This is a genomic window from Pseudacidovorax intermedius (genome assembly GCF_003350475.1).
GTDB lineage: Bacteria > Pseudomonadota > Gammaproteobacteria > Burkholderiales > Burkholderiaceae_C > Xenophilus > Xenophilus intermedius.
Window position 1 is genome coordinate 269,954 of sequence record NZ_QQAV01000003.1, and the last position, 20,082, is coordinate 290,035.

Sequence of the window (20,082 nt, forward strand, 5' to 3'; positions counted from 1 at the left end):
ACTGCCGCCTCAATCGCCCAGCAGCTCACCCACCGGCCGCAGGTCATCCACCCGGTCGCAGACCGACTTGATGACCATCATGATCGGCATGCCCAGCAGCAGCCCCCACACGCCCCAGATCCAGGCCCAGAAGATCACGCCCACGAACACCGCCACCGGGTTCATGCGCGAGCTGCGGCTGGTGAGCCAGGGCACCAGCAGGTTGCCCACCAGCGTGTGGATCAGCAGCGAGGTGCCCGCCACCAGCAGCGCCATGCCGATGGTGCCGAACTGCAGGAAGGCCACCAGCCCCGCGGCGCCCAGCACCAGCACCGAGCCGATGTAGGGAATGAGGTTGGTGACGCCCGCGATGATGCCCCACACCGCGGCGTTCTCCAGTCCCAGCGCCCAGAAGGCCAGGCCGGTCGTCACGCCCACCAGCGCGCTGCTCAGGATCTGCACCAGCAGGTAGCGCTGGATGTGGCCCGTGATGTCGTCCAGCACATGCACGGTGACCTTCTTCTTGTGCAGGCTGGGCCCGGCCATCTTGACCAGCTTTCGCCGGAAGGTGTCGCCCGAACACAGCGCGAAGAAGGTGAGGAACAGCACAAGCGTGGCCTGACCCGCGCCTTCCATCAGTCCGACGGTGCCGCTCCAGAGATAGTCGCGCACGTTGAAGGGCGGCCGCTCGATGATCACGCGCTGCACACCGCGCCGGAAGGTGGTGGGCGAGCCTTCGTTGGCGGCGCGCTCCAGGTGATCGGCCGCCTGCTGCACGGTGTCCAGCGGGCTGGCCTTGACCGACTTGGTGCGGATGGCATTGCGCAGCTTCTGTGCCGCCGCCGGCAGGGCATCGACCAGTTGGCCGGCACTGCCTGCCAGCGAGTAGCCCGTCCATGCCGTGCCGCCGGTTAAAGCCAGCAGCAGCACCGCGGCGCCGGCCCAGCGTGGCAGACGCCAGCGCTCCAGCCGGTCGACGACGGGGGAGAGGGCATAGACGAGCATCAGGCTCAGCGCCAGCGGGATCAGCACCGCCGCGGCCCAGCGCAGCGTGTAGATACAGGCCAGAACGCCGAGGATCACGAGCGAGGCGCTGCGCACATCCACCGGCATGTGCAACAGAAGACGCGGTGGATCGCTGCTGCCCGGCTCCGGCACCGCGCCCCGGGCGCGCTCGGCCTCCGCCTCGCGGATGGCCCGGTCGGTGGCGGACTCGGCGGCCGCCGGCGGCGGCTCAGAGGGATCCAGGGCGACGACCTGCGGCCCGTCGGCGCCCGCGCCAGGAGGCGGCACCGGGGCGCTCATTCCGCACGCTCCCGCAGCGCGTCGCGCACCGCCTGCAACTGGCGGCGCGACACGGGCACCAGTTCAGGCAGGCCCGCCAGCCGGACGGCCCAGCCGTCTGGCTCATCCCCGCCATCGTGGCGTTCCAGGGCGCGGATGGCACCGCGCGCCACAAGCGCGCTGCGATGCACCCGCAGGAAGCGCTCGCCATGCCGCGCTTCCAGGTCGTTGAGCGAGCCGTCCAGGATCAGCTGGCGCTGCGCCGTGCGCACGGTGATGTATTTCAATTCGGCCTTCAGGTAGAGAACCTCGGACAGGGGCACGCGTTCGAGACGCGCACGGTCCTGGATGAGCAGATGCCCGGTGTCGGGCGGCTCGGCGCGGCGCTGGCGCAGATGGCGCTGGGCACGGGCCAGCGCCTCCTGCAGGCGGGCGGCGCGCACCGGCTTGGTCAGGTAGTCGGCGACGTCGAGCTCGAACGCGCTCAGCGCATGCTCGGCGTGGGCCGTGACAAACACGATGGCCGGCGCCTGCGGATGGCTGCGCAGCTGGTCGGCCAACGCCATGCCATCGAGGCCGGGCATGGCGATGTCCAGCAGCAGCAGATCCACCGGCGCCTCGCGCAGCATCGGCAGCACGGCCCGGCCGTCGCCGGCCTCGCCCACGATCTGGGCCGCCGGCGCACGGCATTCCGCCAGCAAGGTGCGCAGGCGGGCGCGTGCCAGTGGTTCATCGTCCACCAGCAGGATGCGCAGCGGCGCGTTGTCAGTGGGCGACAGGCTCATGGCTGCGTTCTTTTCGTCGTGTCCGTGGCGTGGGCGGGAATGTCGATGCGCACCCGCCAGCAATCGCGATCCAGGCCGGCGCTCAGGCTGGCCTGCATGTCGTGCAGCAGGCGAAGACGGCTGCGCACGTTGTCCAGGGCGATGCCGTGACCACGCGGCAGGGGCGCCTCGGCCCAGCGCAGTGGCGGCAGCGTGTTGACGACCTCGATGACCACATGGGCCCCGCGGCGCTCGGTGCGGATGCGCAGCTCGCCGCCCTCGGGGCTCGGCTCCACGCCATGGCGCACCGCGTTCTCCACCAGCGGCTGCAGCAGCAGGGGCGGCAGGCGGGCGTCGGCCGCGGCGGCGTCCAGTTGCCAGGCGATGCGCAGCCGCGGACCGAAGCGCACCTGTTCGATGGCCAGGTAGCGCTGCGCCAGGTCGATCTCCTCGGCCACCGAGGCGGACTCGCCGGGCTCTGCCAGCGCTTGGCGGAAGAGTTCGGCCAGGTCTTCCAGCATGGCCTCGGCCCGGGCTGGATCGTCCCGGACCAGGGCGATCGCACTGTTGAGCGTGTTGAAGAGGAAGTGCGGCCGGATGCGCTGCTGCAGCTCGGTGAGCCGCGCCGTGGTGGCGGCGGGCATCTGCGCCGCCGTGCGCAGGTTCATGACGCCCAAGGCCGTCACCCCGAACAGACCGCCCGCCCACGCGCCCGCGAACCACGGAGCCTGCGTGACCGCGCCGATGCCCTGCAGCACCGCACAGCCATAGAGCCCGGCCAGGACGCCAGCCACGGCGCCGGCCAGATACTGGGACGACAGCGACCACCGCGCCAGGCGCCGACGCAGCGCGCACGCGGCGATGAGCCAGAGCAAGGTGGCCGGCAGCACGCCGCCCGTCGCCGTCGCGAAATGCATCAGTCCGTCGGTGGGCGACTGCGCCACGAAGGCCACCGCCAGGGCGGTCAGCACCTCGGTGGCCAATACCGTCCGGATCACCATCTCCGGCCGGCAGAAGTCGGATTGCGGCGCCATGGCCGCGCGGGCAGGGCTCGCAGGAGGGCGCGCCGATAAAATCCGGGGGTTTCGCATGGCTGGCGACGCTGAGGGGCCGCCGATTATGGCCCTGGCCTCGCGCACGACGGCGCGTCGCCACCCCGCTGCCGCCCCTCTGTTCCACGGCCTTCCTGCCCTGCCGCTCTTCCAAGGCCCCTTGCGGCCCCGACCCATGACCCAGAACCAATTCGACAAGAAATCCGAAGCGTGGTCCGCGCTGTTCTCCGAGCCCATGAGCGAACTCGTGCAGCGCTACACCTCCAGCGTGTTCTTCGACAAGCGGCTTGCGCAGGCAGACATCGAAGGCTCGCTGGCTCATGCGGAGATGCTGGCTGCGCAGGGGATCATCGGTTCGCAGGACCTTGCCGACATCCAGCGTGGGATGGCTCAGATTCGCGGCGAGATCGAGGCCGGCAGCTTCGAATGGAAGCTCGCCCTCGAAGACGTGCACCTCAACATCGAGGCCCGCCTGACCCAGCTGGTGGGCGATGCCGGCAAGCGCCTGCACACCGGCCGCAGCCGCAACGACCAGGTGGCCACCGACGTGCGCCTGTGGTTGCGCGGCGAGATCGACCTGATCGACGGCCTGCTGACCGACCTGCAGAAGGCGCTCGTGAAGATCGCCGCCGACAACGTGGACGCCATCCTGCCCGGCTTCACCCACCTGCAGGTGGCGCAGCCGGTGAGCTTCGGCCACCACATGCTGGCCTACGTGGAGATGTTCGCCCGCGACGCCGAGCGCCTGGCCGACCTGCGCCGCCGCGTCAACCGCCTGCCGCTGGGCGCCGCCGCCCTGGCCGGCACCAGCTACCCGCTGGACCGCGAGCGCGTGGCCCGCACCCTGGGCATGGAAGGCGTCTGCCAGAACAGCCTGGACGCCGTGAGCGACCGCGACTTCGCCATCGAGTTCACCGCCTTCGCCAGCCTGGCGATGGTGCACGTGAGCCGTTTCAGCGAGGAGCTGATCCTGTGGATGAGCCAGAACTTCGGCTTCATCCAGATCGCCGACCGGTTCACGACCGGCTCGTCGATCATGCCGCAGAAGAAGAACCCCGACGTGCCCGAGCTGGCACGCGGCAAGACCGGCCGCGTGGTCGGCCACCTGATGGGCCTGATCACCCTGATGAAGGGCCAGCCCCTGGCCTACAACAAGGACAACCAGGAAGACAAGGAGCCGCTGTTCGACACCGTCGACACGCTCAAGGACACCCTGCGCATCTTTGCCGAGATGGTGGGCGGCATCACGGTGCGCCGCGAGGCCATGGAGGCCGCCGCCCTGCGTGGCTACGCCACCGCCACCGACCTGGCCGACTACCTGGTGAAGAAGGGCCTGCCTTTCCGCGACGCGCACGAGACGGTGGCCCATGCCGTCAAGACGGCCATCGCCCAGGGCGTGGATCTGTCGCAGCTGCCGCTGGCGACGCTGCAGCAGTTCAACCCGGCGATCCAGGAGGACGTGTTCGGCGTGCTGAGCCTGCGCGGCTCGCTGGAGGCCCGCAACACACTCGGCGGCACGGCGCCGGTGCAGGTGACGGCGCAGATCGCCCGGCACCGGGCGCGGCTGGGGGACTGAGCAGGCCATTCACGCACGCGGAAGGCACCGTTGCAGGCGCTGCGGACCAGTTCACCCAAATCCGTTCAGGCTGATTTAGGCTGAATCAGTTCACCAAAGCCCGTTCGGGCTGAGCTTGTCGAAGCCGGGTGCAAGCCCTCCGACAAGCTCAGGGCGAACGGATGACTTGACTGGCATGGGCCGTCACGGCGCCCTTTTCGTTGACGCCGGCGCCTCGCAGGTCACCCCCCCGTTTCCGCCGCCACCGCCTTGAGCAGTTCCAGCGCCGCGGCCTGCGTGCGCGTCACCGGCCGCTGCGCGCTCACGGCCACATGCGCCTGGACCTTCAGCCGCGGCGGGCCGATGGGCCGCACGCTGAAAGCGGAGGGCCGGATCGAGGTCTGCACCGCCCGCCGCGCCAGGATGGCGCAGCCGGCGCCGTCGGCCACCAGGTCCAGGATGGCGGGCACGCCGTCGATCTCCAGCGCGATCTGCGGCTCGCATCCCAGGGCCGCCATCTCCGACTCCACATGCATGCGCACCGCGTTGGGACGGCTGGGGATGATGAGTGGCAGCTTCGCCACCTCGGCCAGCGGGATGGGCGGAGGCGGCGGGTCTTCGGCCAGGCCGGGCGGGCGGGCCTGCACCAGCATCAGTTCCTCGGTCATCAGCGGCGCGATGTCCAGCCCGGCGATGGGCTTGGCCTCGTAGAGCACGGCGATGTCCAGGCGGCCGGCGGCCAGCGCTTCGTGCATCGAGATCGACAGGCCCTCGCTGATGGAAAGTCGCGCCTCGGGCAGTTCGCGGCGGAAGCGCCGGGTCAGCGGCACGGCCAGCGCCCGCGCCACCGTGGGCGGCAGGCCCAGCGCCACCCGGCCCGCCAGGCCGCCGCGCACCCGGGCCAGTTCCTCCTGCGCCCGCTGCACCTGGTGCAGGATGCCGCGGCCATGCTCCAGCAGCAGGGTGCCGGCTTCGGTGGGCGTGACGCCGCGGCCGTTGCGCACCAGCAGGTTCTGGCGCAGTTCCACTTCCAGCGTGCGCACCTGCCGGCTGAGGGCCGGCTGGGCGATGTCGAGCGCCAGCGCGGCGCGGGTGAAGCTGCCCAGCTCCACCACCCGGACGAAGTACTCCAGCTGTTTCAGATCCATGACGTCAGACGCATATCGACACGCATGCTATAGCAGTTTGTTCTAGCTGCTAGTCGATCTGCCCCCTGGAGGCGGACGGGGGCACGGCACAGAATGGGCCCTGCCTTCCAGACCCGCGGCCGGTTGTCACCGGCCCGCCCCGCCCTTCCCAGGAGACGACATGCCGAAATCCAACGGTCAGCCGCTGATCATCGACTGCCACGGCCACTACACCACCGCCCCCAAGGCCCTCGAGAACTGGCGCAATGCCCAGATCGCCGGCATCAAGGATCCGTCGGCCAAGCCCGACCCGGCCAGCCTCAAGATCAGCGACGACGAACTGCGCGAATCCATCGAGCAGAACCAGCTGCGCCTGATGAAGGAACGCGGCAGCGACCTGACCGTCTTCAGCCCGCGCGCCAGCTTCATGGCCCACCACATCGGCGACTTCGAGGTCTCCAGCACCTGGGCCGCCATCTGCAACGAGCTGTGCTACCGCGTGAGCGAGCTCTTTCCGGACAACTTCATCGGTGCGGCCATGCTGCCCCAGTCGCCGGGCGTGGACCCCAAGACCTGCATCCCCGAGCTGGAGAAGTGCGTCAAGGAATACGGCTTTGTCGGCATCAACCTGAACCCCGACCCCTCGGGCGGCCACTGGACCAGCCCGCCGCTGACCGACCGCCACTGGTACCCCATCTACGAAAAGATGGTGGAGTACGACATCCCGGCCATGGTGCACGTGAGCACCAGTTGCAACGCCTGCTTCCATACCACCGGCGCACACTACCTCAACGCCGACACCACGGCCGTGATGCAGTGCATCCAGGGCGACCTGTTCAAGGACTTCCCGACGCTGAAGTTCGTGATTCCCCACGGCGGCGGCGCAGTGCCCTACCACTGGGGCCGCTTCCGCGGCCTGGCGCAGGAGATGAAGAAGCCGCTGCTGGAAGAGCACCTGCTCAACAACATCTTCTTCGACACCTGCGTGTACCACCAGCCGGGCATCGACCTGCTGACCAAGGTGATACCGGTCAAGAACATCCTGTTCGCCTCCGAAATGATCGGCGCCGTGCGCGGCATCGACCCGCAGACCGGCCACTACTACGACGACACCAAGCGCTACGTGAGCGCGACCGCCAACCTGACGGACGACGAGCGCTTCCAGGTCTTCGAAGGCAACGCGCGCCGGGTCTTCCCGCGCCTGGATGCCGCCCTGAAGGCCAAGAGCCTGTAACCCCTTTCGGAGAGACACACATGTACGAACTCGGCGTGGTTTATCGCAACATCCAGCGCACCGACCGCGAGACCGCGGACGGCCTGGCCGCCCTGGGCTCGGCCACGGTGCACGAGGCCATGGGCCGCGTGGGCCTGCTCAAGCCCTACATGCGCCCGATCTATCCGGGTCAGCAGGTGTCCGGCACGGCCGTGACCGTGCTGCTGCACCCCGGCGACAACTGGATGCTGCACGTCGCGGCCGAGCAGATCCAGCCCGGCGACATCGTGGTGGCGGCCATCACCGCCGAATGCACCGACGGCTACTTCGGCGACCTGCTGGCCACCAGCTTCCAGGCCCGTGGCGCCCGCGCCCTGGTGATCGACGCCGGCGTGCGCGACGTCAAGACGCTGCAGGAGATGAACTTCCCCGTGTGGAGCAAGTGCATCAGCAGCAAGGGCTGCATCAAGGCGACCATCGGCTCGGTCAACATCCCCGTGGTGTGCGCCGGCATGCTGGTGACGCCCGGCGACGTGATCGTGGCCGACGACGACGGCGTGGTCTGCGTGCCGCGCGCCATCGCCGCCAAGACGCTCGAAGCCGCCCGCAAGCGCGAGTCCTTCGAGGGCGAGAAACGCGCCAAGCTGGCCAGCGGCGTGCTGGGCCTGGACATGTACAAGATGCGCGAACCGCTGGCGGCCGCGGGCCTCAAGTACATCGACTGATCCTTTTGTGTTCCCCGGCCAGCGCCCCGGAGCGGGCGCGGCCCCTTTCCACGTCGGAGACATCCATGAGCCTTTCCCGCCGCGCCGTGCTGACGGCCTGCGCCCTCGCCACCACCCTGCCCTTCGCCGCCCATGCCCAGCAGCAGGGCGCCTTCCCGTATGGCAAGCCGGTGCGCATCGTCAATCCCTTCCCCGTGGGCGGTGGCCCGGACGGCGTCTCGCGCCTGGTGGCCGACAAGCTGTCGCGCACCTGGGGCGTGCCGGTCACCGTGGACAACCGTCCGGGCGGCAACGGCTTCATCGCCATCGACGCCTGGAAGCGCGGCGCCAAGGACGGCACCGACCTGCTGCTGCTGGACAACGTCCACCTGGCCGCCTACCCCTCGCTGTTCAAGAAGCTGCCCTACGACCCGGCCAAGGACTTCGACGTCCTGCTGCCGCTGTTCAAGACCTACTTCTTCTTCACCGTCGGCGCCAACAGCAAGTACAAGACCGTGGGCGACATCGTGGCCGACGCCAAGGCGCGGCCCGGTAAGCTGAACTACGGCTCCTGGTCGGTGGGCAACCCCGTGCACCTGGGCACCGAGCTGTTCAAGTCGGCGACGGGCACGCAGATGGAGCATGTGATCTTCAAGGAGACCACGCAGCTCTACACCTCGGTCTCCACCGGCGAGATCGATTTCGCCCTGGGCAGCGCTGCCACGGCCGGGCCGCTCTACCAGTCCGGCAAGCTGCGCTTCCTGGCCGTGACCGGCCCGCAGCGCATGGCGGCCTATCCCGATGTGCCCACCGTGGCCGAGTCCGGCGGCCCCAAGGGCTTCGAGGTAACCGGCTGGAACGCCATTGCCGTGCCCCGCGGCCTGCCCGATGCGGTGACGGAGAAGATCAAGCGCGACATCGAGCAGGCACTGACCGGCCCGGATGTGCAGGCCCGCTTCAAGAGCTTCGGCTACGAGCCCTTCCCGGTGACGCGCCCGCAGTTCGAGCAGTTCGTGAAGAGCGAATCGCAGCGCTTCGGCGACGTGATCCGCAAGGCCAATGTCTCCCTGGACTGACATGCGCCAGACCGACGCGCAAGGCCCGTTCGTCTCCCGCCGCGTGGCGCTGGCCGCAGGGGCGGCGCTGCTGGCGCCGACGCTGGCGGGTGCGCAGAGCTATCCGACCAAGCCGGTGCGCGTGCTGGTCGGCTACTCGGCCGGCGGCGCGGTCGATGCCGTGGCGCGCAGCGTGGGCCAGGCGCTGGCGGCCAGCATGGGCCAGCCTTTCGTGATCGACAACCGGCCCGGCGCCGGCACCAACATCGCGGTCAAGGCCACCATCGACGCGCCCGCCGACGGCTACACGCTGATGGTGGCCGCGAACGCGCTGGCGGCCAACATGGCGCTGTACCAGCCCATGCCCTTCGACGCCGAGCGCGACCTGGTGCCGGTGTCGCTGATCGGCCGCGTGCCGGTGGTGATCGCCGCCAATGCCGGCGCGCCCTTCAATACCGTCCAGCAGCTGATCGCGGCGGCCAAGACCAAGCCGGACGGCATCTCCTTCGCCTCGCCGGGCAACGGCTCGACGCCGCACATGGCGGTGGAGTTCTTCGAGCGCGCCGCCGGCATCAAGCTGCAGCACGTGCCCTACCGCGGCGGCGCCCAGGCACTGACCGACGTGATCGGCGGCCAGCTGCCGCTGGTGGCCATCAACGCGCTGGAGGCGCAGCCGCACGTGAAGAGCGGCAAGCTCAAGGTGCTGGCCGCCTTGAGCCCCAACCGCAGCGCCGTCTTTCCCGACGTGCCCACCATTGCCGAGTCCGGCTTTCCGGGCTTCGAGGCCTCGGTCTGGTACGGCATCGTGGCGCCCGCGGCCACGCCCAAATCCATCGTCACCCAGCTGCATGCCGAGGTGCAGAAAGCACTGCAGACGCCGGCCGTGCGCGAACGCATGGCGCAGGTCGGCGGCGAGGTGCTGCCCGGCAGCATCGAGCAGTTCGCCCAGTTGATCCACTCGGAGCGCCTGCGCTACGAGAAGCTGGTGCGCGAAGCCGGCATCAAGCCCGACTGAGGCGCATGCCCGTCGGCCTTCCCCCTTACTCCCAGGAGCAGTCCTCATGAGCAAACCCACCACAGGCCCCTTCGAGAAAACCGCCGGCTGGCTGGACTGGTACACCGGCCCCAGCAAGCCGAAATTCCAGGTGCCGGCCGGCAGCGTCGATGCGCACTGCCACGTCTTCGGCCCCGGCGCCGAGTTTCCCTACGCGCCCGAGCGCAAGTACACGCCCTGCGACGCCAGCAAGGCGCAGCTCTTCGCCCTGCGCGACCACCTGGGCTTCGCCCGCAACGTGATCGTGCAGGCCACGTGCCACGGCGCGGACAACCGCGCGCTGGTCGACGCGCTGCAGTCGTCGAACGGCAAGGCGCGCGGCGTGGCCACCGTCAAGCGCAGCGTGACCGACGACGAGCTGCAGGCCCTGCACGCCGCCGGCGTGCGCGGCGTGCGCTTCAACTTCGTCAAGCGCCTGGTCGACTTCACGCCCAAGGACGAGCTGATGGAGATCGCCGGCCGCATCGCCAAGCTGGGCTGGCATGTGGTCATCTACTTCGAGGCGGTGGACCTGCCCGAGCTGTGGGACTTCTTCACCGCGCTGCCGACCACGGTGGTGGTGGACCACATGGGCCGCCCCGACGTGACCAAGCCGGTCGACGGCCCGGAGTTCGCGCTGTTCGAGAAGTTCATGCGCGAGCACAGCAATGTGTGGAGCAAGGTGAGCTGCCCCGAGCGCCTGTCGGTGGCCGGCCCCAAGGCACTGGACGGCGAGCAGAACGCCTACACGGACGTGGTGCCCTTCGCACGCCGCATCGTCGAGCAGTTCCCCGACCGTGTGCTGTGGGGCACCGACTGGCCGCACCCCAACCTGAAGGACCACATGCCCGACGACGGGCTGCTGGTGGACTTCATTCCGCACATCGCGCCGACCGCCGAACTTCAGCAGAAGCTCCTGGTCGACAACCCGATGCGTTTGTATTGGCCCGAAGAAGCCAAGTAAGGAGACCCTTCGATGGCACTCGACAAACCCTACCTGGACGTGCCCGGCACGATCATCTTCGACGCCGAGCAGAGCCGCAAAGGCTACTGGCTCAACCAGTTCTGCATGAGCCTGATGAAGGCCGAGAACCGCGAGCGCTTCAAGGCCGACGAGCGGGCCTACCTCGACGAATGGCCGATGACCGAGGAGCAGAAGCAGGCCGTGCTGGCGCGCGACCTCAACTGGTGCATGCGCACCGGCGGCAACATCTACTTCCTCGCCAAGATCGGTGCCACCGACGGCAAGAGCTTCCAGCAGATGGCGGGCTCGATGACCGGCATGACCGAAGAGGAATACCGCAACATGATGATCAACGGCGGCCGCCGCGTGGACGGCAACCGCTACGTGGGCGAGGACGGTGATGCGCAAGCCCATCGCCAGCCGCAGGGCGCCCACCACCCCACGAAAGCAAACTGACATGGCCCGCATCACCGCATCCGTCTACACCTCGCACGTGCCCGCCATCGGCGCCGCGCTGGACCTGGGCAAGACGAAGGAAGATTACTGGAAGCCGCTGTTCGCGGGCTACGACTTCTCCAAGCAATGGATGAAGGACAACAAGCCCGACGTCGTCATCCTGGTCTTCAACGACCATGCCACGGCCTTCAGCCTGGACATGATCCCCACCTTCGCCATCGGCACGGCGGCCGAGTACCAGCCGGCCGACGAGGGCTGGGGCCCGCGCCCGGTGCCCAAGGTGGTGGGCCACCCGGAGCTGGCCAGCCACATCGCGCAGAGCGTGATCCAGCAGGACTTCGACCTCACCATCGTCAACAAGATGGACGTGGACCATGGCCTGACGGTGCCCCTGTCGTTGATGTGCGGCGAGCAGGACCCGAAGAACGGCGCCTGGCCCTGCCCGGTGATCCCCTTCGCGGTCAACGTGGTGCAGTACCCGGTGCCGAGCGGCCAGCGCTGCTTCAACCTGGGCCGCGCCATCCGCAAGGCGGTCGAGAGCTTCGACGAGGACCTCAACGTGCACATCTGGGGCACGGGCGGCATGAGCCACCAGCTGCAGGGCGCACGCGCCGGCCTCATCAACTCGGAATGGGACAACAAGTTCCTTGATCGCCTGATCGCCGAACCCGCCGAACTGGCCAAGGTGCCGCACATCGAGTACGTGCGCGAAGCCGGCAGCGAGGGCATCGAGCTGGTGATGTGGCTGATCGCCCGCGGCGCCATGGGCGACGTGGCCGGCGGCCCGCCGCCCAAACTCGCGCACCGCTTCTTCCACGTGCCGGCGTCCAACACCGCCGTGGGCCACCTCATCCTGGAAGACCAGGCCTGACCAACCATCCACACAAAGCCAACACCGACATGACCATCAAAGTCGCACTCGCCGGCGCCGGCGCCTTCGGCATCAAGCACCTGGACGGCATCAAGAACATTCCCGACGTCGAGGTGATCTCGCTCATCAGCCGCGACCTGGCCAAGACCCAGGAAGTGGCCGACAAGTACGGCATCCAACACGTCACCACCGACCTGGCCGACAGCCTGGCCATCCAGGAGCTGGACGCGGTCATCCTGTGCACGCCCACGCAGATGCACGCCGCCCAGACCAAGGCCTGCCTGCAGGCCGGCAAGCATGTGCAGGTGGAGATTCCGCTGTGCGACGTGCTCAAGGAGGGCGAGGAAGTGCTGGCGCTGCAGAAGCAGGTCGGCAAGGTGGCGATGGTGGGCCACACCCGCCGCTTCAACCCCAGCCACCAGTACGTGCACAAGAAGATCCAGGCCGGCGAATTCAACATCCAGCAGATGGATGTGCAGACCTACTTCTTCCGCCGCACCAACATGAACGCGCTGGGCCAGCCGCGCAGCTGGACCGACCACCTGCTGTGGCACCACGCCGCCCACACGGTGGACCTGTTCGCCTACCAGGCCGGCAGCCCGATCGTGAAGGCCAATGCCGTGCAGGGCCCGATCCACAATCAACTCGGCATCGCCATGGACATGAGCATCCAGCTGCAGGCCGCCAACGGCGCCATCTGCACGCTGTCGCTCTCGTTCAACAACGACGGCCCGCTGGGCACCTTCTTCCGCTACATCGGCGACACCGCCACCTACATCGCGCGCTACGACGACCTGGTGCAGTCGCACAGCAAGGGCGCCGAAGAACCGGTGGACGTGAGCAAGGTCGATGTGTCGATGAACGGCATCGAGCTGCAGGACCGCGAGTTCTTCGCCGCCATCCGCGAAGGCCGCGAACCCAACAGCAGTGTGGCGCAGGTGCTGCCCTGCTACCAGGTGCTGCATCAGCTGGAGCAGCAGCTCGCCGGTTGAGGCACGGCCCGGAAACCGGATCGCTTGATTCGGCCAAAATAACCCGGGTAAAATTTCGGGCAGGTGCTGAGGGGCGCCTGCCCGCACAAGAGGCTCTCACCCTCCCAATCCGTTTCTCTTCTTCCGTGGACAGACCGCGGTCTTCGTTCGAGCCCCATGCGGGACCGGCTCGGCGTCGAGGACCTGGAGCCCTGCCATGACCCCTTCCCTTTCCCTGCAGGCCCGTCGCGAGCTGACGCGCCAGTACAAGCAGGCCTTCCCCGCCATGGGCATCTATGCCCTGCGTTGCAACGCTGCTGGACTGCTGCGCGTGGGCAGCAGCCGCCATCTGGACGGCATCTTCAACCGTCTGCGCTTCGAACTCATGCGCGGCGCCCACCGCGACCGGGCCCTGCAGTTGGCCTGGAACACGCACGGCGCCGAAGCCTTCCGCTTCGAGGTCATCGACCGGGTGAAGGAACGCGACGATCCCGCTTTCGACTACGACGCCGAACTGGCGACGCTGCTGGCGCTGTGGGAGGCGGAGTTGCTTTCACCCGCGGCCGAGGCCGGCGTACGTCAAGGAGGCAGCGCATGAGCCGGCTGACCGACGCCCAGGCCATGCGTCTCGGCCTCGCGCTGGCGCGGGCCCATGCACGCCAGCAGCAGCGCCTGGATGAGCGCCTGGGCATGTGGCACGGCCTCGACGCGAAGGACTTCCTGCTGCTCGATGCACTGACGCAGGCGTCGCATGGACGCCTGACGACGCTGCAGCTCGCGCAGTCCCTGCACATCGCGCCCTCGGCGCTCGTCCGGCAACTGATGCCCCTGGAAAAGACCGGCCTCGTTGCACGCGAGATCGGCGCCGTGCTGCTGCGGCCCGCCGGCCGGCAACTGCATGCCGAAGCCGCGCAGACCGTGGGTGCCGTGTGCGCCAAAGCGTGGGCCGGCGTCGGTCTGGACCTGTGCGGCCCGGACGCTCTGCAGGCGCAGCTCGATGCCGTGGCGGGCAGCGCCGTCATCCCGACACCGTCTGCAACGCCAGCGCCATGAGCCAGCAGCCCCTCGGGCAGAAGCCCGCCCGCGACGACGTCCCGATGGGGAGCGCCAAGGTCCCGGCAGAGGAACTCAAGGTACGCGCCCGCGTGCGCCTGAACCGCGCCCGTCGCGAGGGTCGCAGCGATGACCGCACCCTGGGCGACCATCTGCAGGCTGCAGCGCGCGAACTCGGCTTCCTGCACTGGGACCATGCCCGCCGCGTGCTGGGCGGCCTCGCCGCGCCGGGCGATGACATGGGTGACTTCTGGCACGCGCCGCGCACGGGCCTGCTGCTGCACCTCTGGTTCGCCCGCCATGACGAGGCAGCGCCGGTGCTCGCGACGCAGTCCGGCGGCTTCCTGCTCCCCTACCGCCGCCAATGCTTCATCGTGCAGGCACCCTTCATCGAAGCCCTGGGCCTCGACGCGACCGACCCCGCCTGGCAGGCCATCGGCCATGATCTGGTGGCAGGCTACGGCACGCCGGCCTGGCAGCACCTGGCCTGGCGAAGAGTCCGCGCGCCGCTTTCAACCTTCCAACCCCGACTAAGCTCTGCCCATGCAAACACGACGTATCGCGAACTTTGAGGTCTCGGCCATCGGCCTGGGCTGCATGAACCTGAGCCACGCCTATGGCGTGCCGCCCTCGCCCGAGCAGGGCGAGCGCGTGCTGCTGGCCGCGCTGGATGCCGGCGTGACGCTGTTCGACACGGCGGCGCTCTACGGCTTCGGCGCCAACGAGGAGCTGGTGGGCCGTGTGCTCAAGAAGCACCGCCAGCAGTTCACGCTGTGCAGCAAGGGCGGCATGGCCGGCGTCAAGGGCGAGGACGGCGTCCTGCGCCGGGTGATCGACGGCCGCCCCGCCACGCTGCGCCGCAATTGCGAGGACAGCCTGCGCCGCCTGGGCACCGACGTCATCGACCTCTACTACCTGCACCGCTGGGACAAGAAGGTGCCCATCGAGGATTCGGTGGGCGAGATGTCGCGCCTGATCGAGGAAGGCAAGGTGCGCGCGCTGGGCCTGTCGGAAGTCTCGGCCGGCACGCTGCGCAAGGCGGCGGCCGTGCATCCCGTCGCTGCCGTGCAGACCGAATATTCGCTCTGGACGCGCAACCCCGAGATCGCCGTGCTGGCCGCCTGCCGCGAGCTGGGCACCGCCTTCGTGGCCTTCAGCCCGCTGGCCCGCGCCTACCTCACCGGCCGCCTCACCGACGTGGCCGCGCTGGACGCCAAGGACATCCGCCGGCCCATGCCGCGTTTCTCGGCCGAACACTATCCGCGCAACCTGTCGCTGCTGTCCGGCTTCGACAAACTGGCGAAGGAAGCCGCCTGCACGCCCGCCCAACTGGCGCTGGCTTGGCTGCTGGCGCAAGGCGAGGACATCATCCCCATTCCCGGCACCACCAGCGTGGACCATCTGCACGAAGACCTGGCCGCCGCCGACCTGACGCTGCCCGCCGACGTGATCGCACGCGCCGGCGAGCTGATCAACCAGCGCACCGTGAGCGGTCCGCGCTACCCGGCCCAGGCCACCCAGGAAGTGGACACGGAAGAGTTCGCGGGCTGACGGTCGGCCTCAAATGGCCACGAGCTGGCGGACGCCGTCCGCCGCCATGTCCTTACCCAGCCCGCGCGCGATGACCTCGCCGCGCTCCATCACCAGGTAGTGGTCGGCCAGCTCCTCGGCGAAGTCGTAGTACTGCTCGCACAGCACGATGGCCATCTTCTGGCCCTTCCAGCCCTCGTCGGCGAGGCGGCGGATGGCGCGGCCGATATCCTTGATGATGCTGGGCTGGATGCCTTCGGTGGGCTCGTCCAGGATCAGCATCTTCGGTCCCGGGGCCAGCGCGCGGGCGATGGCCAGCTGCTGCTGCTGGCCGCCCGACAGGTCGCCGCCGCGCCGGTGCAGCATCTGCTTGAGCACCGGGAACAGCTCGTAGAGCTCGGGCGCGATGGGCGTGGAAGCGCTGCGGTAGGCCAGGCCCATGCGCAGGTTCTCTTCCACCGTCAGCCGCGCGAAGATCTCGCGGCCCTGCGGCACGAAGCCCATGCCGGCGCGGGCGCGTTCGTAGGGCGTCTTCTTGTGCACCGGCTGGCCGTCGAACTCGATGCTGCCGCTCTTGATCGGCACCAGGCCCATGAGCGACTTCAGCAGCGTGGTCTTGCCCACGCCGTTGCGGCCCAGCAGCACGGTGACCTGGCCCAGCGGCGCCTCGAAGCTGACGTCGCGCAGGATGTGCGAGCCGCCGTAGTACTGGTGAATGTTCTTGACCTTCAGCATGGTTCAACGTCCCAGATAGACCTCGATGACGCGCTCGTCGGCCTGGACTTCGTCCAACGTGCCCTGCGCCAGCACCGAGCCGTCGCACAGCACGGTGACGATCTCGGAGATGGTGCGGATGAAGCTCATGTCGTGCTCCACCACCATCAGCGAGTGTTTGCCCTTGAGCGTGAGGAAGAGTTCGGCGGTGCGCGCCGTCTCCTCGTCGGTCATGCCGGCCACGGGCTCGTCGAGCAGCAGCAGCTTCGGGTCCTGCATGAGCAGCATGCCGATCTCCAGCCACTGCTTCTGGCCATGGCTCAGCGTACCGGCCATGCGGTTGACGCTGTCGGCCAGGTGAATGGTCTGCAGGATGTCGGCCAGCCGGTCGGCCTGGGCCGAGTCGAGCTTGAAGAACATCGATGGCTTCACGCGCTTGTCGGTCTTGAGCGCCAGCTCCAGGTTCTCGAACACGGTCAGGTGCTCGAAGACGGTGGGCTTCTGGAACTTGCGGCCGATGCCCAGCTGCGCGATCTCGGCCTCGCGGTGGCGCAGCAGGTCGATGGTGCTGCCGAAGTACACGGTGCCTTCGTCGGGCCGCGTCTTGCCGGTGATGATGTCCATCATCGTGGTCTTGCCCGCGCCGTTGGGGCCGATGATGCAGCGCAGCTCGCCGGGGGCGATGTCCAGGCTCAGCTTGTTGATGGCCTTGAAGCCGTCGAAGCTCACGCTCACGTCTTCCAGGTACAGGATGCGGCCGTGGGTCACGTCCACCTCGCCGGCCACGGCGGGCCGGCCGTAGCCGGCGGTGCGGCCACCGGACTCGGTCGAGGCGCCTGCAGGCAGGCCCTGGGCGCGGGCATGGCGCTCGGCGCCGGCTTCCATCAGGTCGGGCGTCATGCCTGGGCTCCCTTGGGTTCGACATGCACGGTGGGCAGGGCGTCGGGCTCCACGCCCTCCTCCCTGGCCAGAGCGCGCTGGACTTCCGCGCGGCCGTTGGGCGCCACGGGTTCGGCAGCGGCCTCGGCCTTGCCGCGGTTCATCAACCGGCGCACCAGGCCGACGATGCCATCGGGCAGGAACAGCGTGACGGCGATGAACAGCGCGCCCAGGAAGTACAGCCAGTATTCCGGCGCCACCACCGTGAGCCAGCTCTTGGCACCGTTGACCAGGAAGGCGCCCACGATGGGCCCGACCAGCGTGGCCCGGCCGCCCACGGCCGTCCAGATGGCGATCTCGATGGAGTTGGCGGCACTCATCTCGCCGGGGTTGATGATGCCCACCTGCGGCACGTACAGCGCGCCGGCCACGCCGCACATCATGGCCGAGATGACCCAGATGCTGAGCTTGTACGGCAGCGGGTTGTAGCCGCAGAACATGGTGCGCGACTCGGCATCGCGGATGGCCTGCAGCACGCGGCCATACTTGCTGCCGATCAGCCATTTGGCGAACAGGAAGAAGCCCAGCAGCACCGCACCGGTGAGGGCGAAGATCGTCATGCGCATCTCCTGCGTGGCGATCGGAATGCCCAGGATGCGCTTGAAGTCGGTGAAGCCGTTGTTGCCGCCGAAGCCGGTCTCGTTGCGGAAGAACAGCAGCATGGCCGCGAAGGTCATGGCCTGCGTGATGATCGAAAAGTACACGCCCTTGATGCGCGAGCGGAAGGCGAAGTAGCCGAAGACCAGCGCCAGCAGGCCCGGCACCACCACCACCATCAGCATCTGGAAGATGAAGCTGTCGCTGAAGGTCCAGTGCCAGGGCAAGGTCTTCCAGTCGAGGAAGACCATGAAGTCCGGCAGATCGCTCTTGTAGTTGCCGTCGCGGCCGATCTGGCGCATGAGGTACATGCCCATCATGTAGCCGCCCAGCGCGAAGAACAGGCCGTGGCCCAGCGACAGGATGCCGGTGTAACCCCAGATCAGGTCCATGGCCAGCGCGCAGATGGCGTAGCACATGATCTTGCCGAGCAGCGCCACCGCATAGTCGCTGAGGTGGAAGGCGCTGCTTTCGGGCACCCACAGGTTGAGCACTGGCGCCAGGCCGCAGGCCACGATCAGCGCGATGAAGAAGGCGGTCCAGCCCTTGCCGCTCAGCAGCGGCGCCTTGGAAGGAAGAGTGACTGTCCTCATGCTTCTGCACTCCGGCCCTTGATGGCGAAGATGCCCTGCGGCCGCTTCTGGATGAACACGATGATGAAGACCAGGATGGCGATCTTGGCCAACACGGCGCCCGCCCAGCCTTCGATGAACTTGTTGAGCACGCCCAGGCCCAGCGCCGCGTACACCGTGCCGGCCAGCTGGCCCACGCCACCCATCACCACCACCATGAAGCTGTCGACGATGTAGCTCTGGCCGAGGTCGGGGCCCACGTTGCCGATCTGGCTGAGCGCGCAGCCGGCCAGGCCCGCAATGCCGGAGCCGAGCGCGAAGGCGTAGGTGTCCACGCGTGCAGTGTTCACGCCCATGCAGGAGGCGATGGGCCGGTTCTGCGTCACGCCGCGCACGAAGAGGCCCAGGCGCGTGCGGCTGATCAACCAGGCCATGGCCGCCAGCACGAGGCCCGCGAAGATGATGATGCCGATGCGGTTCCAGGGCAGCACGAGGTTGGAGAGCACCTCCAGCCCGCCGCTCATCCAGCCGGGGTTCTCCACGCCCACGTTCTGCGCGCCGAAGATCGTGCGCACCAGCTGCTGCAGCATCAGGCTGATGCCCCAGGTGGCCAGCAGCGTCTCCAGCGGCCGGCCGTACAGGAAGCGGATCACGCCGCGCTCCAGCACCGCGCCCACCAGGGCCGAGGCCATGAAGGACACGGGAATCGCCGCCACCAGGTACCAGCCGAACATCGACTCGGGCAGAAAGCGCTGGAACACGCCCTGCATCACATAGGTGGCATAGGCGCCGATCATCATCAGCTCGCCGTGGGCCATGTTGATCACGCCCATCAGGCCGTAGGTGATGGCCAAGCCCAGCGCCGCCAGCAGCAGCACCGACCCCAAGCTGATGCCGCTGAAGATCACGCCCAGCCGGTCGCCCCACACCAGCGCGCCGTCGATGGACGCGATGCTGGCCTGGATGGCGGCCTTGACCTGCGGATCGGTCTCATCGGCCAGCCGCTGATTAAGCAGCAGCTTGGTGTCCGGGTTCTTGTTGTCGCCCAGGGCCTTGGCAGCGGCCAGGCGCTTGGCGGCGTCCGCGCTGGAGAGCATGGAAGCGTCGCGCACCAGCATCAGCTTGGCCTTGACCTTGGCGCTCTGCTCGGCCGCGAGGGCTTTCTCGATCAACGGCACGCGCGACTCGTCGGGCTCCTTGAACAGCGCCTCGGCCGCTTCCAGCCGCACGGCCTCGTCGGGGCTGATGAGCTGCAGCGCGGCCTGCGCGGCATCGAGCGCGCCGCGCATCAGGTTGTTGTTGACCACGTCCTCGGCCTCGGCCGGCACCTTCACCTCGGCACCGGTGACCGGGTCGAAGCCTTTGTCGTCCTTCATGACGTAGGCCTGCTTGTCGGTGAACTTCACCGCCTCGTCCACCAGGGCCTGCAGGAAGGCCTTGGTCTTTTCGTCGGCCACGGCCACGGCCTTATTGATGGCCGCGATGCGGCTCTCGGCATCGCCCGAGGCCATCGCCAGGGCCTCGTCGGCCGTCAGCGCCCTGGCCGGCCCGGCCAGCATCAGCAGGGCGAGGAACGCCAGCTGCATGAACAAGCGAAGAGGTGTTTTCACGTCGTCCTCGACATCCAAAGAAAAGGCCCGATCCCGACA

General features: G+C 68.4%; 21 protein-coding genes. 13 read left to right on the forward strand and 8 right to left on the reverse strand.

Features of this window, described 5'->3' with window-relative positions; all coding sequences use genetic code 11:
• Positions 1 to 9 precede the first annotated feature (9 nt).
• The 3 genes from DFR41_RS10760 to DFR41_RS10770 are packed head-to-tail and all read right to left on the reverse strand — an operon-like array spanning position 10 to position 3,061.
• Entirely contained in the window at positions 10 to 1,284 is a 1,275-nt protein-coding gene (locus DFR41_RS10760; RefSeq protein ID WP_114802685.1) for an AI-2E family transporter, read from the reverse strand.
• Positions 1,281 to 2,048 carry a LytR/AlgR family response regulator transcription factor gene (locus DFR41_RS10765; protein ID WP_017758103.1) on the reverse strand — a complete coding sequence of 256 codons (768 nt, stop codon included), beginning with the start codon at positions 2,046 to 2,048 and terminating at the stop codon, positions 1,281 to 1,283. Before DFR41_RS10765 ends, DFR41_RS10760 begins: the two co-directional genes overlap by 4 nt.
• On the reverse strand, positions 2,045 to 3,061 hold the full coding sequence (locus tag DFR41_RS10770; protein WP_244917717.1) for a sensor histidine kinase: 1,017 nt from the start codon (positions 3,059 to 3,061) through the stop codon (positions 2,045 to 2,047). The genes DFR41_RS10765 and DFR41_RS10770 overlap by 4 nt, the downstream gene beginning before the upstream one ends.
• 193 nt (positions 3,062 to 3,254) lie before the next feature.
• On the opposite strand from DFR41_RS10770, the gene argH reads away from it, so the two are divergent.
• Entirely contained in the window at positions 3,255 to 4,655 is a 1,401-nt protein-coding gene (gene argH / locus DFR41_RS10775) for an argininosuccinate lyase (RefSeq protein ID WP_114802687.1), read from the forward strand.
• A gap of 221 nt (positions 4,656 to 4,876) precedes the next feature.
• On the opposite strand, the gene DFR41_RS10780 is transcribed toward argH, so the two are convergent.
• Positions 4,877 to 5,782 (reverse strand): LysR substrate-binding domain-containing protein, encoded by a 906-nt coding sequence (locus tag DFR41_RS10780; RefSeq protein ID WP_114802688.1) that lies wholly within the window; start codon positions 5,780 to 5,782, stop codon positions 4,877 to 4,879.
• A gap of 184 nt (positions 5,783 to 5,966) precedes the next feature.
• Here DFR41_RS10780 and DFR41_RS10785 point away from each other — a divergent pair, with 184 nt between their 5' ends.
• From DFR41_RS10785 to DFR41_RS10840, 12 genes are all read left to right on the forward strand, one after another.
• Entirely contained in the window at positions 5,967 to 6,995 is a 1,029-nt protein-coding gene (locus tag DFR41_RS10785; RefSeq protein WP_114802863.1) for an amidohydrolase family protein, read from the forward strand.
• Positions 6,996 to 7,015: 20 nt separating this feature from the next.
• Entirely contained in the window at positions 7,016 to 7,699 is a 684-nt protein-coding gene (gene ligK / locus DFR41_RS10790; RefSeq protein WP_114802689.1) for a 4-carboxy-4-hydroxy-2-oxoadipate aldolase/oxaloacetate decarboxylase, read from the forward strand.
• Positions 7,700 to 7,764: 65 nt separating this feature from the next.
• Positions 7,765 to 8,754, forward strand: coding sequence for a Bug family tripartite tricarboxylate transporter substrate binding protein (locus tag DFR41_RS10795; protein ID WP_017761583.1), 990 nt, complete (start codon positions 7,765 to 7,767; stop codon positions 8,752 to 8,754).
• Position 8,755: 1 nt separating this feature from the next.
• On the forward strand, positions 8,756 to 9,748 hold the full coding sequence (locus DFR41_RS10800; protein WP_017761584.1) for a tripartite tricarboxylate transporter substrate binding protein: 993 nt from the start codon (positions 8,756 to 8,758) through the stop codon (positions 9,746 to 9,748).
• 46 nt (positions 9,749 to 9,794) lie between these two features.
• Positions 9,795 to 10,730, forward strand: coding sequence for an amidohydrolase family protein (locus DFR41_RS10805; RefSeq protein WP_017761585.1), 936 nt, complete (start codon positions 9,795 to 9,797; stop codon positions 10,728 to 10,730).
• A 12-nt stretch (positions 10,731 to 10,742) separates the two neighbouring features.
• Positions 10,743 to 11,186, forward strand: a complete 444-nt coding sequence (gene ligA / locus DFR41_RS10810; protein ID WP_017761586.1) for a protocatechuate 4,5-dioxygenase subunit alpha — start codon at positions 10,743 to 10,745, stop codon at positions 11,184 to 11,186.
• A gap of 1 nt (position 11,187) precedes the next feature.
• Positions 11,188 to 12,057 (forward strand): class III extradiol dioxygenase subunit beta, encoded by an 870-nt coding sequence (locus DFR41_RS10815; RefSeq protein ID WP_017761587.1) that lies wholly within the window; start codon positions 11,188 to 11,190, stop codon positions 12,055 to 12,057.
• Between the two features lie 29 nt (positions 12,058 to 12,086).
• The gene (locus DFR41_RS10820; RefSeq protein WP_114802690.1) at positions 12,087 to 13,049 is read left to right on the forward strand and encodes a Gfo/Idh/MocA family oxidoreductase; all 963 of its coding nucleotides are present in this window, start codon (positions 12,087 to 12,089) and stop codon (positions 13,047 to 13,049) included.
• A gap of 196 nt (positions 13,050 to 13,245) precedes the next feature.
• Complete coding sequence (locus DFR41_RS10825; protein ID WP_114802691.1) at positions 13,246 to 13,626, forward strand: GIY-YIG nuclease family protein; 381 nt, start codon at positions 13,246 to 13,248, stop codon at positions 13,624 to 13,626.
• Positions 13,623 to 14,081 (forward strand): MarR family winged helix-turn-helix transcriptional regulator, encoded by a 459-nt coding sequence (locus tag DFR41_RS10830; protein WP_114802692.1) that lies wholly within the window; start codon positions 13,623 to 13,625, stop codon positions 14,079 to 14,081. The genes DFR41_RS10825 and DFR41_RS10830 overlap by 4 nt, the downstream gene beginning before the upstream one ends.
• The gene (locus tag DFR41_RS10835) at positions 14,078 to 14,653 is read left to right on the forward strand and encodes a hypothetical protein (RefSeq protein WP_211322575.1); all 576 of its coding nucleotides are present in this window, start codon (positions 14,078 to 14,080) and stop codon (positions 14,651 to 14,653) included. The genes DFR41_RS10830 and DFR41_RS10835 overlap by 4 nt, the downstream gene beginning before the upstream one ends.
• Positions 14,625 to 15,632, forward strand: coding sequence for an aldo/keto reductase (locus DFR41_RS10840; RefSeq protein WP_114802693.1), 1,008 nt, complete (start codon positions 14,625 to 14,627; stop codon positions 15,630 to 15,632). The genes DFR41_RS10835 and DFR41_RS10840 overlap by 29 nt, the downstream gene beginning before the upstream one ends.
• 9 nt (positions 15,633 to 15,641) lie before the next feature.
• Here DFR41_RS10840 and urtE read toward each other — a convergent pair whose 3' ends face one another.
• The 4 genes from urtE to urtB are packed head-to-tail and all read right to left on the reverse strand — an operon-like array spanning position 15,642 to position 20,019.
• Positions 15,642 to 16,346 (reverse strand): urea ABC transporter ATP-binding subunit UrtE, encoded by a 705-nt coding sequence (gene urtE / locus DFR41_RS10845; protein ID WP_114802694.1) that lies wholly within the window; start codon positions 16,344 to 16,346, stop codon positions 15,642 to 15,644.
• A 3-nt stretch (positions 16,347 to 16,349) separates the two neighbouring features.
• Positions 16,350 to 17,225, reverse strand: coding sequence for an urea ABC transporter ATP-binding protein UrtD (gene urtD / locus DFR41_RS10850; protein WP_017761594.1), 876 nt, complete (start codon positions 17,223 to 17,225; stop codon positions 16,350 to 16,352).
• A complete protein-coding gene (gene urtC / locus DFR41_RS10855; protein WP_114802695.1) occupies positions 17,222 to 18,454 on the reverse strand; it encodes an urea ABC transporter permease subunit UrtC in 1,233 nt (410 codons plus the stop codon). Before urtC ends, urtD begins: the two co-directional genes overlap by 4 nt.
• Positions 18,451 to 20,019: an urea ABC transporter permease subunit UrtB gene (gene urtB / locus DFR41_RS10860; RefSeq protein WP_170159348.1), complete on the reverse strand. Its 1,569-nt coding sequence runs from the start codon at positions 20,017 to 20,019 to the stop codon at positions 18,451 to 18,453. Before urtB ends, urtC begins: the two co-directional genes overlap by 4 nt.
• Positions 20,020 to 20,082 lie beyond the last annotated feature (63 nt).

Excerpts from the sequence above, each read along its gene's own strand:
- DFR41_RS10795 (WP_017761583.1), top strand. The coding sequence starts at position 7,765 with ATGAGCCTTTCCCGCCGCGCCGTGCTGACGGCCTGCGCCCTCGCCACC.
- DFR41_RS10820 (WP_114802690.1), top strand. The coding sequence starts at position 12,087 with ATGACCATCAAAGTCGCACTCGCCGGCGCCGGCGCCTTCGGCATCAAG.
- DFR41_RS10780 (WP_114802688.1), bottom strand. The coding sequence starts at position 5,782 with ATGGATCTGAAACAGCTGGAGTACTTCGTCCGGGTGGTGGAGCTGGGC.
- urtD (WP_017761594.1), bottom strand. The coding sequence starts at position 17,225 with ATGACGCCCGACCTGATGGAAGCCGGCGCCGAGCGCCATGCCCGCGCC.
- DFR41_RS10825 (WP_114802691.1), top strand. The coding sequence starts at position 13,246 with ATGACCCCTTCCCTTTCCCTGCAGGCCCGTCGCGAGCTGACGCGCCAG.
- DFR41_RS10805 (WP_017761585.1), top strand. The coding sequence starts at position 9,795 with ATGAGCAAACCCACCACAGGCCCCTTCGAGAAAACCGCCGGCTGGCTG.
- urtE (WP_114802694.1), bottom strand. The coding sequence starts at position 16,346 with ATGCTGAAGGTCAAGAACATTCACCAGTACTACGGCGGCTCGCACATC.
- DFR41_RS10770 (WP_244917717.1), bottom strand. The coding sequence starts at position 3,061 with ATGGCGCCGCAATCCGACTTCTGCCGGCCGGAGATGGTGATCCGGACG.
- DFR41_RS10840 (WP_114802693.1), top strand. The coding sequence starts at position 14,625 with ATGCAAACACGACGTATCGCGAACTTTGAGGTCTCGGCCATCGGCCTG.
- DFR41_RS10830 (WP_114802692.1), top strand. The coding sequence starts at position 13,623 with ATGAGCCGGCTGACCGACGCCCAGGCCATGCGTCTCGGCCTCGCGCTG.
- ligK (WP_114802689.1), top strand. The coding sequence starts at position 7,016 with ATGTACGAACTCGGCGTGGTTTATCGCAACATCCAGCGCACCGACCGC.
- argH (WP_114802687.1), top strand. The coding sequence starts at position 3,255 with ATGACCCAGAACCAATTCGACAAGAAATCCGAAGCGTGGTCCGCGCTG.
- ligA (WP_017761586.1), top strand. The coding sequence starts at position 10,743 with ATGGCACTCGACAAACCCTACCTGGACGTGCCCGGCACGATCATCTTC.
- DFR41_RS10760 (WP_114802685.1), bottom strand. The coding sequence starts at position 1,284 with ATGAGCGCCCCGGTGCCGCCTCCTGGCGCGGGCGCCGACGGGCCGCAG.
- DFR41_RS10765 (WP_017758103.1), bottom strand. The coding sequence starts at position 2,048 with ATGAGCCTGTCGCCCACTGACAACGCGCCGCTGCGCATCCTGCTGGTG.
- DFR41_RS10835 (WP_211322575.1), top strand. The coding sequence starts at position 14,078 with ATGAGCCAGCAGCCCCTCGGGCAGAAGCCCGCCCGCGACGACGTCCCG.
- urtB (WP_170159348.1), bottom strand. The coding sequence starts at position 20,019 with ATGCAGCTGGCGTTCCTCGCCCTGCTGATGCTGGCCGGGCCGGCCAGG.
- DFR41_RS10815 (WP_017761587.1), top strand. The coding sequence starts at position 11,188 with ATGGCCCGCATCACCGCATCCGTCTACACCTCGCACGTGCCCGCCATC.
- DFR41_RS10800 (WP_017761584.1), top strand. The coding sequence starts at position 8,756 with ATGCGCCAGACCGACGCGCAAGGCCCGTTCGTCTCCCGCCGCGTGGCG.
- urtC (WP_114802695.1), bottom strand. The coding sequence starts at position 18,454 with ATGAGGACAGTCACTCTTCCTTCCAAGGCGCCGCTGCTGAGCGGCAAG.